The organism is Paraburkholderia sp. GAS42 (assembly GCF_050436565.1).
Lineage (GTDB): Bacteria > Pseudomonadota > Gammaproteobacteria > Burkholderiales > Burkholderiaceae > Paraburkholderia.
This window is the reverse complement of sequence record NZ_JBNDML010000023.1, coordinates 1-13,112: the sequence shown is the minus strand read 5'-3', so window position 1 is coordinate 13,112 and position 13,112 is coordinate 1. Positions and strand designations below refer to the sequence as shown.

General features: G+C 59.9%; 9 protein-coding genes. 3 read left to right on the top strand and 6 right to left on the bottom strand.

Annotated features, from left to right (window positions below; all coding sequences use genetic code 11):
• Positions 1 to 388 precede the first annotated feature (388 nt).
• The 5 genes from P3T16_RS27755 to P3T16_RS27735 all read right to left on the bottom strand — a co-directional run bounded on the left by P3T16_RS27755 (position 389) and on the right by P3T16_RS27735 (position 3,470).
• Positions 389 to 556 carry a hypothetical protein gene (locus tag P3T16_RS27755; RefSeq protein ID WP_429344734.1) on the bottom strand — a complete coding sequence of 56 codons (168 nt, stop codon included), beginning with the start codon at positions 554 to 556 and terminating at the stop codon, positions 389 to 391.
• A 125-nt stretch (positions 557 to 681) separates the two neighbouring features.
• Positions 682 to 1,221 carry a hypothetical protein gene (locus P3T16_RS27750; RefSeq protein WP_429344733.1) on the bottom strand — a complete coding sequence of 180 codons (540 nt, stop codon included), beginning with the start codon at positions 1,219 to 1,221 and terminating at the stop codon, positions 682 to 684.
• Positions 1,218 to 1,643 carry a hypothetical protein gene (locus tag P3T16_RS27745; RefSeq protein ID WP_429344732.1) on the bottom strand — a complete coding sequence of 142 codons (426 nt, stop codon included), beginning with the start codon at positions 1,641 to 1,643 and terminating at the stop codon, positions 1,218 to 1,220. Before P3T16_RS27745 ends, P3T16_RS27750 begins: the two co-directional genes overlap by 4 nt.
• Positions 1,644 to 1,708: 65 nt before the next feature.
• Positions 1,709 to 1,942, bottom strand: coding sequence for a hypothetical protein (locus P3T16_RS27740; protein ID WP_429344731.1), 234 nt, complete (start codon positions 1,940 to 1,942; stop codon positions 1,709 to 1,711).
• A 430-nt stretch (positions 1,943 to 2,372) separates the two neighbouring features.
• Positions 2,373 to 3,470, bottom strand: coding sequence for a TIR domain-containing protein (locus tag P3T16_RS27735; RefSeq protein ID WP_429344730.1), 1,098 nt, complete (start codon positions 3,468 to 3,470; stop codon positions 2,373 to 2,375).
• Between the two features lie 1,485 nt (positions 3,471 to 4,955).
• Between P3T16_RS27735 and P3T16_RS27730 the strand changes: the two genes are divergently transcribed.
• Complete coding sequence (locus P3T16_RS27730) at positions 4,956 to 5,582, top strand: RDD family protein (RefSeq protein ID WP_429344729.1); 627 nt, start codon at positions 4,956 to 4,958, stop codon at positions 5,580 to 5,582.
• 577 nt (positions 5,583 to 6,159) lie between these two features.
• Here P3T16_RS27730 and P3T16_RS27725 read toward each other — a convergent pair.
• Positions 6,160 to 10,089: an autotransporter domain-containing protein gene (locus P3T16_RS27725; RefSeq protein WP_429344728.1), complete on the bottom strand. Its 3,930-nt coding sequence runs from the start codon at positions 10,087 to 10,089 to the stop codon at positions 6,160 to 6,162.
• A gap of 567 nt (positions 10,090 to 10,656) precedes the next feature.
• On the opposite strand from P3T16_RS27725, the gene P3T16_RS27720 reads away from it, so the two are divergent.
• The gene (locus P3T16_RS27720; protein ID WP_429344727.1) at positions 10,657 to 12,240 is read left to right on the top strand and encodes an EAL domain-containing protein; all 1,584 of its coding nucleotides are present in this window, start codon (positions 10,657 to 10,659) and stop codon (positions 12,238 to 12,240) included.
• A gap of 263 nt (positions 12,241 to 12,503) precedes the next feature.
• A partial coding sequence (locus tag P3T16_RS27715) for a transposase (protein WP_429344726.1) occupies positions 12,504 to 13,112 on the top strand: 609 nt, incomplete at its 3' end.

Below are 13,112 nucleotides of genomic sequence, written 5' to 3'. Positions count from 1 at the left end.
ATTCAGATTGCCGTTCAAAACTAAGGTGCCTTTAGATGCGCCGCCCTTCCGTCTCGTCACGGCAGGTCGACTAGGTTAAACATTCCGGATCGTCGGTCCATCATGCAATTCGAAAAATTCTACCGACCTCGCAAATGAACTCAAAGGCGTTTATTTTCGGAATTTTCACGCCACTCCATTGACCGACTAAAACGCGCGCGATTTTTCGTGACACGCGCTGAGCAGGACTACATGCGTGCATTTTGTTCTTTGAGACAGCACGTCATTCGGATATAATCGTTCCTGAACTTGCCGTTCAAAGCTTTTGCCTTCAGCCCCGCTGAACCAGATACGTAGTCGCCCAATTGGAACCATCCGCTCGTCACGGACCAATTGGGCGTTTTGGTTTTTACGGCCGGTTTTTAAGCCCTTCCCTGATCACCATCTCGCCGACGACGTCACCGCGCGCGCACGTGACGCACACGCCCTCCTCGAGCACCACCACATAGCCACCTCCGCCGGCCACCAACCCAGCCACGCGCACGACGTCGCGCCTCAGGCACATACGTGGGTACATGGGCACACTGGTACATCGGTACATACACACATATGCACGAGCCGACGGCAGATGCAGAAAAGCCCGGACAATGCCGAGCTCGTCGTGTTGCTACAACCAGATGACTGCCCGCCGGCGGCCGTGATTTACTTTGCCCTCGCCACGCTATCGCGCACCAGCTCGTAATCGGGTAGGCCGCCCGGGTAGTTCATCGAGCAATGCGGCACCCGCGCGCCCAGCAATGGCGCCCCATGCTGATGTTCATCTCCACAGAAAGGGCACCTGACGTGAAAGTGAGTCTTCGTCTCTTTCACGACGAGCGCCGCCGGCAATCCGTTTCCCGTGATCACAGGCGCCGGCTGCGCCGCCAGTTTTTCGTCTGCGATCCGGCGCCGCGCGATGCCCTCCTCGTCGTACAAGCCCATTCGATAGGCCGCGTGAATAACGAAAGACTTCGCGGCCGTCAGCTTGTCGTGCCACCCTGGGCGCTTGGGAAAATTACGCTCCCACCAGGTCATCGGCGCGACCTGCGCAAGCATGAACGGGGTTAGCTTGCCGCGCAACTTGACGACCGATCCGCTGCGCGCGTGGCGCATGAAAACGGCGTCGCCGTTGTGGCCGAGTAGTTCAAAGTACTGGTTGCTCTCGAGCCGCTGCTCGATCACCTCCGAAGTGTCGAAGCTCATCGCGCACCTCCGGCGGACTCCAGCGTCTCGAACGGCTTTAGCATCCCCGCGAATTCTTTGTGCACCCACTTTTCCAAATCGTCTATGCCGCTGGCCGTCACATTGCCGCTCGCGTCCCTCGCGTAGTAGTTGCTGAAGCTCGACCGCTCCGCTGCGCTACGCGACGTACGCAAGGTTTTCCCTTCCTTGGCAAGCTGCCGATTGACGCACGCCAGCAGGGCGCGCTCCGAAACCGTGACCTTCATCTGTTTCTCCTCGTGGTCCGGCAAAACATCGTGTCCAATCCCATGCATCGGACGGCGAGGCATTTGCTCAGCCCTCTTCGGCGGCTCGATCTCGCGAACCCTCTCTTGCGCGGCCACAGCGATCTGCATCTTCGCGCGGTGTACCGCCATAAACCTTGCTTTTGTGCCGTTGCTCATCCTCTTACCTTTTTAGTAGTACTACGTAGACGGAACGGTACCCACCTGTCGGCGAGCGTCTTCTGTTACTCGACGTCGTCGAGCAGGCCCGGCCAGCGCTTCAACCGCTTCAACGTTTCGTTGTCGCGCCGGATGCGATAGACGGCCAGCAGGCGATTGGCGTTGCGCAGGACCATGTAGTCTTTTTCGGAGAGTGTGCGTTCAAACGAATGCACCTCTGACGGTTGATCGGCGACGCGGCCAGCGCGCTTCTCGACGTTGACATACGCAACAGCGGCGCGAGGGTAAAACTTCGACATTTAATGTTCCCTTGAGAAGCCTGTGTCAATAATCGAAGTTTACACAAACACGATTCAGGCCCGCAAGCCTTATTCCACAAGGCACAGAGAGCAAACAGACTGGAAGTGTGTTGGTGACATGCCGCAAGCCCACCGCCAGCACGGAACACGTGAATTTGAATTTCGGACCGGGCGCATTTTGGGCGCAAGGCGGGTCGATGGGTAAGTGTTGCAAAAACGGAACGCGCCGCGCATAACAGCGCACGCACCGTAGCTTTCTATCGCCCCATTTCGTGTAAAGGCAGCACTGCACAACGCCACAAGCTAGATCGCGAATAGCCGAGTCGACCCATAGTGGACGATACCGATCAAGACGATCAGACATCGGCCAAGCTTTCTGCCGCAGGCAAATTCGGATACGAGAACTAGATGAAGCTGTGAATACGACGCGTCAAGACGCGATATACATTGCTTTCAACTCACGCGCAAGCACGTAAAAACCTGCACTGATGGATTGCTTTGGGTAGGAAACGTATACAACGCCACTAAGATTAGTCGGAATGGTGACGTCTTCTTGATGCATTAGTACGACCCTTCCGCGTCCGTAACGGGACTGAAACCAACCAATTTCATGTATCACGTTCTCCCGAGCCCGCACCTGTCCGACGGCGTCGGTGTCGTCACCGCTCATAACAATCACTGCGCTGTCACAGCGTGGCGAGTTTGATTCGAGCTTTTCAATGATGGTTAGACCACCGCTTGGCTCTTGTGCCAGTTCTAGCGTGCCGAGCATCAAATCCTTCTCGATGTACGACTGGACCTCGCGCCAGTCTGGAGAACGTCCATGCGATACAAAGACCCGTCGCGCTTCATTCCGCATGACCGCGGGCAATGTTGCGTCGGACTCAGGCGGCCGACTCGAAATTTGGTCAGTGCCAAGACCGGTGTTCTGCGCCGCCTCTGCGTGGAGTGGCCGCGAGGGCATTTGCCAGCAGATCTCAAAATACTCGATTAAATGTTTCGCGATGGCGGATGACTTCACGTAGATATGCTGATAGCCCTCACGTGCCCCCGACGCGCTGAGGTGCGAAAGAATGACGTGCTCCTCATCAACAACGAGAAAGTCGATCAAGGGAAAGTCCGTGTCAAGTCCTGCGAGGCAACGTATTTCGCAACTTGGACATGTTGATGCCTCTTGACGCGCGCGCTCGTACCGTTGGCGGCGATCCTCCGAGTCTGTCAATGTGAAGACTTCTCGATACGTCGTGTTATCGCGCTCCTTCGCTCTCGTCATGTTAGTCAGATACTTGTTTTTTGCCTCAATCTCCGTTTGAGTTGTGGGCACTGAGTCGCTGCCCCAAGTAGTGTCATATACAGACCGAGCATCACGAAGTAGCGACGCCGCCTTTTCATAGACACCGGCACGTCCCTTCAAGACCTCCACGGTGAGCGTATCGGACGGAGTCCGCTTCGTCACGTAGTAGGTGACGATAGGGCCGATCACTGCAGCAGTGGCAGTGATGGTCGCAGCAATGACGGCGGTTTCCATGGGTCTCCTCCCCTCACTTAGTCCAAATGTCCGTCCGACTTTCTTGCTCGGATATGCGTTGCAGCATAGGTAGCCCGTTCTTTTTTGTCCAGCCTGCGCGTCCGGGGATTCAGCACGAGCTGCAAGCGACAATTCTCGTTTCGAAAGAAGCCTAGAGCAGCTTCGCGTCAGGTGCTGACCAGAACCTCTTGTACTGCGACGACTGTGCCATCAGCGAACAAGGCAACCTATCGAGAGTCGTCGGTCGGAATTCCAGTGATGACACTCGCCATCCGCGAGCTCCTCACGCACTTGAGGGCGCGAGTTCCAACCAAATTAATCTGGCGGGCGCAGCAGCCGACCCGAGCTCGCGGACGTTGAACGAGCGTCTGATTTAGTGAGAAAGGGCAAAGCCTGCTTTTCGGCCGAAACTCAACCTTTCGGTTTGCATATTTTGCGACACGTGCAGCCAAGCTTCTGTCGCCTCCAACCGAGGAGACCAATTCCGACACCAGATGCCGCAGGGGCGCCTTCGTCAGGCCGACTGTCGACCAAAGGTTCTTCGGGCAGTCTCAGGCGGCACTGTTTGTTACGCTACGAAGAACTACTTTCGACTCGATTTCCGGCGTCGCCCTAGCTACGATGACAAACACGACAGGGGGAAACATGGCGACGTACAAGGACATACAGGACTACGTGAAGACAGAGCACGGCATTGTTGTGCAGACCTGCTGGATTGCGCACGTCAAAGAATTATGTGGACTGACTTTACGATCTGGTCGCGCGACAATGAGAATAAAGCCCTGCCCGCCTCAGTGGAGGCAGGCGATTGAAGAGGCAATGCGACACTTCTTTTGGTTGAAATAGCGAATAGCGCCCCACACCAACAGATTAAGAGTGTGTCGCGCGTGAGACCGCAGAAGCCACGCCGGCGGGGCGTTGCAGGAATGTCGAGGAAAGACTGGACGCACATAGGGCGCTAGCAAGAATCTGCAGTGCGACGTCCCCGCGTATGAAGGCGTTAGAGGCGTCGGCGGGCGCCAGAGTAAGTGCGACTGGCGCCACACTTGTGCGACTTTGGGACAAAGTTTCTGCGACTGACCTTCAACGCTACAGCGTTAGTACGATCCGCCTCGTCATCGTGACAACGGATTCTAGATTTCCCTTGTCGAGTAGCCTTTCGACCGCCGGTTTGTGCTGGTCCGACTTCACTGACGGATACAACGCGATATACCGCACATTCAGTTCGTTTAACGCCCGCTAAAATCCGGCGGACGCGAATAAATATGGGGAGGCGCGATGCCTAGTATGTCGTTGTGGTGGATGCGAGTGGCGATTGTGCTGTCGGTCCTCTGGAGTTGCCTCGCATACGTCGTCGCCGCGCCGGACGGGCACATGTCTGGTCCCACATTTGTCGTATGGTGCGTCGTACCTCTAGTTTTCGTATGGGGCCTGGCTTGGGTCGCCTCTGCCTTCCGTGGTCCAAGGAGCGCCATCGAGGCAGGAGTGGAACCCGAGTCAAAGCCTGTCCCGGAAACAAGGGCGCCGGTCCGGTCGCTTACGACCCGCTTTGAGGCGCGCGGCTTCGACCTTACCCTATTGCTTTTTCTGCTGGGATATCCGCTGAGCTACTTATTCACGCATTTCACGATCGTGTTAGCCGTATCTTTCGCGGAAGATCCCATTATCGCGCAGTTCGTCGTAGGTGCTTTTTGTGTGTTCCTGTTTTTCCTCGTGCACATTTGCTTCGACGCGCTTCTTTATAGCTGTTTTGGAAATACTCCCGGTAAAGCGCTTCTTTCCCTCTCCGTGCAAAAAAATTCTGGCGAACCACTCTCGCCCGCTGAATACCTCCAGCGAAATCTTTGGGTTTGGGGTCTGGGCTTCGGGTACGGGCTACCGGTTTTGTGGTTTGTTGCGCCTTGCTTGAGCGGCCGCGCCATTCAGAAAACCGGAACCACGCGCTGGGACACAGAATGGGGATGTCAGGTCGTCGGAGTCGGGACGCGTCCCCGGGCATCGCGGGTGGTCATGCTGTTCGTGCTCTACGCGCTCCTGATGTCGATTGCGCAAACAGAGATACGCGAGGCAGGACGTTCGCATTTCGCTACCGGACAAACGACAACTGGTTGAGCGCCAGTCCCCTAAGCGGATTCCGCCCTTTCGCAGGACCAACACGTAGGTGTGCTCATACCGCCGGCACTTGCGCGGTTGACTGCACCGACGGCAAAAGCGCGGGCGTCCTGCCCGTGGTCGGTCGTTGTTCGGCCACGTCAGGCAGCAGTCGACCCGAAGCGGACTCAGACGACGAACCTATAAACGTCCGCTTATCGTCGAAGATCGGCTGTTCGCACTCGCCCTGGAGCGGAGATAGGGCGCGCAAATCGGGGGGCGTCCGTCGAATGGGGCGCCAAAGTGCGATAAGTGAGCGGAAGCGGTACGGTCCTGCGTGGACCAAAGGCCTCGGTACTCTGCACTCAACATGGTGCGCCAGTGCGTAACCCGCATGACTGTTGCGCATCCAGCGCGGGCTCGCACGGCGCAGCTATTTGGCCAACGCAGGATGATCGTACTTCGAGTATGCCGGCCGCCTCAGGGTATCCGTCCTTGCCATACATGCACGAAATGGATGATTGCCTCGTGCCTCGCCATTGTTCAGCCCGGACGACACCCGACGGCGCCTCCCTGCTTTCCCTATTGCGTTCGTTGCTCAGAATCTGTAATCCAGATTCACCTTCGCGGCCTGCGCCGACGCATGCGTCGTGTTGAACAACGCGTCGTAGCCGAGCGAGAGCGTCAGTGCCCGAGCCGGCTTCATGCTCACACTCACCCCCGTCGTCAGATAGCCGCGCGGCAAGCTCGTACCCGGCGCAGCGAACAGCGTGCCGTCCTGCGTGCCCACTGTCACCGCACGGTTTGCGTCCAGGAGCTCGTGCGCATAGCCCAGCCTCAGTTGCACATTCACGGGCTTCAGTTCATCACCGAAAGCCTTGTCGAGCGTCACTTCGGCATACGGCTGCAGGCTATGAATGTTGTCGGTTCCCACGCCCAGGTCCTGTCCGCCTGCACCGCTCTCGGTGAATCCGTTGGCATGGAAATATGCGTAGCGCAGTCCCACCCGCGGCGTGATGACCACGCTGCCAAGCGTCATCGGCAGGCTCGCCTGCGCGCCCGTCGTGACCTCCTGGCCGATGTGGTCGCCCTCAGCCGTGCCCACCGGCCCGAAGGGCCGCTTCTGCGACAGGAAATCAAGTCCGTAGCCCACGGTCGCCGACAGGTCGACCGGTCCCAGCCAGCGGCTGCCGTACAGCGCTGCGCGCAGCGTGTCGACCGTGCCCGAGTCGCCGGTGTGCTGCTCGTCGATGTCCGCATGGGTATAGCCTGCTGCGACACCCAGCATGTAGTCGCCGACCTTACGGTCCAGACCCGCGAGAAAGCCGTACTGGTTCGCCTGATAGCCCGGCTCGCCGCTGGTGCCACTCACCTTCGTGTGTGCGCCAGTGGCCGAAATCCAGCCGCTGGGCGAATTGCCCATTGTGGCGGAGGCGCTACCCAGCCGGTCAAGCAACTCAGCATTGGCCGCCTGCGCGGCAAGCAGGGCGGTGGAACCGACAGCGGTGAAGATGCTCGTATCCGCAGGGGCAACCACGAGCGGTGTGGCGGGCGCCGCAGCGGCCAGCACCAGATCGACGCTGTTCGCGCCGTAGGCGAGACTCTGCTGGAGCGCACCGAGGCTCGCGCCGCTCAGCAACGTACTGGTCGCATGCGCAAAGCTTCCGCTGACGCCGCCGGCGGTCGAGACAATAGTGTACTGCCTCGCCGTGTAGGTTCCCGGGTCATAGGTGATCGCCAGCACACCGTTGAGCGTGGCCCTGCCGTTGATCTTCAGTTGCGAGGCGGCCGTGGGGCTGACCTCAATCGCGAGCGTCGCGTTGCCCGACTGGATGTAATTGCCCCCTACGGTGAGCGTGCCGATTGTGCCGCCCGGCACCACGGTGCCATTGTTCGTCACACTGCCACCTACGGTCCCGTGGCCCCCAAGTGTGCCGGCTGCATCCACGCTTACGTTGCTGCCAAGCACTGCGCCCGGCGTATTGATATCGCCCACTTCCAGCAGGCCGTTGGCCACTTCGGTCGTGCCGGCGAACACCGCACTGTTACCATTGAGAATCAGCGTGCCGGTGCCCTTCTTGACGAGCGCCCCGGTGCCGGCAATCGTTCCGGCGAAAGTCGAGGTCGTGTTATCCGTTGTGCTGAGCGTATTGCTTCCCAGGTTCACATTGCTGCCCAACACGCCGCTCAGATCGCCAATGCTCTGTCCGCCTGCGCCCGACATGTCGAACGTGGCGCCCGTGCCGGTCAGGGCGAGTGCGCCATTGGTCGGCAAGCTGCCAGCTGCGGCCAGCGCAAGGGTCGCGCCGGGGGCGATCGTGGTCCCGCCCGTATAGATGTTCGCGCCCGTGAGTGTTTCGGTACCGCCCGCGACGTTCAGTCCGCCAGTGCCGCCGATAGTGCCGGCAAAGGTATCGTTGGCCTGGGTGAGGGTCAGCGTCTGGCTGCTGAGACTGACCACACCGTTGCCCGCGAGGCTCTTGATCGAGGCACCATTACTCGCCCCGGATATATCAAACGTGCCGTTGTCCGTCACGCCGGAAGAGGAGGCCACAGATCCGCCACCGCTGAGCGCGAGCGTACCGCTGCTGATCGTCGTGCCGCCACTGTAGGTGTTCGCGCCCGTGAGGGTTTCGGTACCACCAGTGAGGCTCAGTCCGCCGGTCCCGCCGATGGTGCCGGCGAAGGTATCGGCGGCATGGGTGAGGGTCAGCGTCTGGCTGCCGAGATTGACCGTACCGTTGCCGGCGAGGCTCATGATCGAGGTACCGGGACTAGTGGTCCCGGACACATCGAATGCGCCATTGTCCGTCACGACCGAGGAGGTGGCCACCGATCCGCCACCGCTTAGCGCGAGCGTACCGCTGCCGATCGTGGTGCCGCCGCTGTAAGTGTTCGCGCCCGAAAGGGTCAGCGTGCCCGCACCCGCCTTGGTCAGCCCACCGACGCCCCCCATTGCCTGCGAGACTGTCGTGACATAGCCATTCGTGTCGATCGTGCCGCCTGGGGCATCGAGCGTGATCGCGCGCGTGCTATTCAGATTGAAACTGCTGCCGAGCTGCAGCGTGCCGCCGTTGAACGTGATGCCCCCCGCCGCACCGCCCAGGTTCGCGTCGGCCGATGCCTGCAGCGTGCCGCCGCTGATCGTCGTGCCGCCGCTGTAGGTGTTGGTGCCCGACAGGGTCAGCGTGCCCGTGCCGTTCTGCACAACACCACCGCCGCCAGTGATGCTGTTGGATAGGGTCTGCGCGCTCGATTGGTTGAAGGTGACACTACCTGAATCGATCGCGATATTGCCGTTCAGCGTCGAGCCGCTCTGCAACGTCAGCGTGTTGCTGCCCGCGGTAAAGTCGATGGCGTCGGCCTGCGTCGTACCATCACCGGAAAAACCGCCCGAGATCGTCCCACTATTGATGACCGTAAGGCCTGTACCGACAACGCCGATACCGCCGACTCCAACGCCGCCGCCGAAGCCGCTGCCGCCGCCGACGCCGCCAGTGATGGCGCCACTATTGGTGAGCGTGGCACCTGTGGCTGTGAATTGAACCCCGTTGCCGCCGTTGCCGCCGTTGCCGATGCCGCCGTTGCCGCCATCGCCACCGATGATGGTGCCATTACTGGTATTGGTGAGCGTGGCGCCTGTGGCTGTGAATTGAACGCCGCTGCCGCCACTACCGCCGTTGCCGGCGGGGCCGCTGCCGCCGCTGCCGCCGACACCGCCGGTGACGGCTCCATTATTGGTGAGCGTGGCAGTGGTGGCGGTGAATTGAGCGCCGTTGCCGCCGTTGCCGCCGTTGGCGGCCCCGCCGCCGGTGCCACCGCCGCCAGCGCCGCCACCGCCGCCTGTGATGGCGCCGTTATTGGTGAGCGTGGCACCAGCCGCCGTGGATTGAACGCCACCGCCGCCGTCGCCGCCGCTGTCGCCGTCGGCGACGGTGCCGCTGATGCTGGTGCCGGTGTCGGAACCGCCGTTGCCTCCTGCGCCGCCGGTAATCGTGGCGGAGTTCTCGTTAGTGACTGAGCCGGTTCCTGTAGAAACGAGGCCAAATCCGCCCCTGCCACCATCGCCACCGATGCCGAAACCGTTGGCGACGACGTTCTGACCGTTGCCGCCGTTGCCGCCGATGCCACCGTTAATCGCGCTTAAGTTATCGAATGTAGCAGAGCCTGTGAGCAGTGCACCCCCGCCGCCTTCGCCACCGCCGCCGCCGCCACCGCCGGAGGGGGCGCTGTTATTGTTGCTGCCGGCACTGCCGCCGCTGCCGCCGTTGCCGCCGGTAATCGGGCTGGAATTAGAGATTGCGCTGGCCCCTGGGAGCACCAGACCAAATCCGCCGCCACCCCCGCCGCTGCCGCCGCTGCCGATGTCGATGCCACCCAGGCTGCTGGTGCCGTCGCCACCGTTGCTCCCAGACTGACCAGTCGGGCTGCCAGTCGTGCCGGCCAAGCCACCACTGCCAGTCGCACCGGGTGGGTCATTCGCACTGTCAGTGCCGCCAGTCCCGCCGGCGCCGCCTTCGCCGGTCACCAGATTCACGCTGCCGCCACCACCACCGCCACCACTATCGTTGCCGCTGCCAGCGGCACCGGAGTTGCCAGTTGGGCTGCTCGTGGTTCCGCCACTCCCGCCGCCGATGCCGCTGTCGGCGCCGGCGCCTCCGTTCCCTCCGTCTGCCCAGGCTGGCTCAAAGATGAGGAGCGGCAATGTTAGCGCCGCCATAGACGCCTGGAGAGCGGTTTTACGAATGGTCATTTTCGGGTTGTATCGCGATAAGAGCGACGCGGCGAAATACCTCATTTGTTGTGAGGATTCCTACCCCTTTAGCGAATATAGGTGAGCGGCGGTGGTTTGCACAGCACCATCGTTCAGCACCTGTCCTTTCCTGATCATGTGCGGCACTTCGATGCGTGACAGCATGATGCGGGCGCACTCGGAATCCTTGAAGCACATCATTAGTTTGATGGCGCGCGTTGAAAAAATAGCTCCAGATACTATTCTTCATGCTGGCATCGCAATTCCACGCGTTCGACCCTGAGCATGCCGCACTTGTGGCGCGAAGCCTCCCTTAGGGTCATTTACGACGGGACTTGCGAAATGATCAAGCGGCTGTCGCTTATTTCTGCTTCTGTCGCACTGGGCTGCATAGTTACGGTTGCCCCGGTACTGACCAGCATCTATATCGCCGACGAGGATGCAGAACGTCGCGAGCAGGAAGATCTGCAGCAGTTCGCGGCGAAAGCGGTGATGCGCACGGAGCTTGTCACCTACCAGGCATTCGCCGCTATCGCGGACATGGAGGCGGCCCCCGGCAGTCTTTGCTCTCCCGCCCAGATCGCAAGGTTTGCCCGCGTGTCTTTTAACTACCGATACGTGCAGGACGGGGGGGCGTATGGTGGTGGACGCTATCTGTGCTCACCGCTTTTAGGCGACGTTCGAGCGCAACAGCTGACGATGCCTGCGCCCGATTGGCGAACCAAAGACGGCTATCTGGTCTGGTTCAGGCATAAGAACCCCCTCAGCGACGAGCGCCAGGATATCCAGATCGGCCGCAACGGACACTATGTCTCGATCGACCCGCAGTCCTACGTCGATCTTATCGACCCCGCCCGACGACCGATCGCGGTGGTCAATGTCGAGACAAACACAATCCTGGCGTTGTCATCTGGTGCGGACGCCGACGACATGCTCAACGCATGGAAGCTGGCTGGGCACGTGAACAGCGAACAATGGCACTACGCTGTCGCCCGTTCGTCAAGCAGGCCCCTCGGGGTGGTAGTCAAGTCTCCGCGCAGTAGCCTCGTGGGTCACTGGCCAGGTTTGCTCGTGATGTGGCTTTCGATTGGTGTCGTTGTCGGAGGTGTGCTTGGCTGGATTGCGTTCAGGCGAATCTCGCGGCAAGTCTCCTTCCCGGCGACGCTCGAATGGGCCATAGCACGCAGGAGAATCGACGTGGTTTTCCAGCCGATCGTCCGCCTCACGAGTGGCGAATGCGTTGGCGTGGAAGCGCTCGTCAGATGGAACCTGAACGGACGCAACATCTCGCCGGAAATCTTTGTCGCGGTCGCGGAGCAGAACGGTCTTATTCAGCAGTTGACGGACCTCATACTGGACAAGACGATTGACGAGTTGTCGAAGCTCCTGCGCTCGCGTCCTTCGTTCTACGTCTCAATCAATGTGAGCAGCGATGATTTGCGGACACGCCGTTTCCTGAACGTCCTTACGGCCCGGTTGCACGAGACGGGTATTCGACCTGCTCAGGTCAGAATCGAAGCAACAGAGCGAAGCTTCATGGATGCCGACGCAACGCGGCAAACCATAGCGGCATTCAGGGATGCCGGCCACCCTGTCTATATCGATGATTTCGGGACCGGGTATTCGAGCCTGTCGTATCTGCAAACCTTTACGATCGATGTCCTGAAAATCGACAAGTCATTTATCGACACCATTGCACAAGACGCAGCATCCAGCGTCGTCGCGCCTCATATCATCGAAATGGCACACGAACTGGGGGTGGAAATCGTGGCGGAGGGCGTCGAGCACGATGTCCAGGTCGAATATCTGGTGCAGAGAGGCGTCCAGTATGGACAGGGCTGGTTGTTTGCGAAGGCCATGCGTGTCAATGAACTTATCTTCTGGCTTAACGAAAGCAGATCGACGCTTCAGCCGATCCATCAGTAACCCGGGTGAGCAGTGAGACAATGCGACGCCGCGCGTGCCAATGCACGTACAAAGCACAACTGACTGACGACGGCGAGCATCTGCGCGCGTATGGCTCGATTGCAGCGTAGAACCTGAGTTCAATGACTAAAAGACGCCACCGGCTCAAGCTCACAGGTAAGCGGACATTCACAAATGATCTTCGAACGGCGGTAGATGGCCGAGGGTGTGTGAAAACACACTGATCGCCTACACTGAATCAACGCACTGAGATCGGGTGACTCATGAAGCGATTCGTTGAAGGCGATGACCGCAAGCAGGTCGCACTACTTCCCGAATGCGTCGACGATTACATCGGACAGGACAATCCGGTTCGGGTCATAGATGTCTTCGTCGATGAACTGGAGCTTGCGGTACTCGGATTCAACGGTATCACGCCCGCCGTCACGGGCCGCCCGTCCTACCACCCAGGCGTGATGCTCAAGATCTACGTCTATGGGTATCTGAACCGGGTGCCGTCCAGCCGGCGTCTCGAGCGCGAATGCCAACGCAACGTCGAGCTGATGTGGCTGACAGGACGGCTGGTGCCAGACTTCAAGACGATCGCTGACTTTCGCCGCGACAACGGCCCGGCCATTCGTAGCGTATGCCGTCGCTTCGTCGAACTGTGTCGTGGGCTGAAGCTGTTATCCAGCGACATGGTGGCCATCGACGGCAGCAAGTTCAAGGCGGTGAACAGCCGTGACAGAAACTACACGGCAGGCAAAATCGACAAGCGTCAGCAGCAGATCGAGGAAAGCGTTCAGCGATATCTCGACATGATTGAAACGGCAGACCGGACCAGTCCGACAGGTTTCGATGTGAAGACTGTGCGCCTGTACGAGAAGATCGCG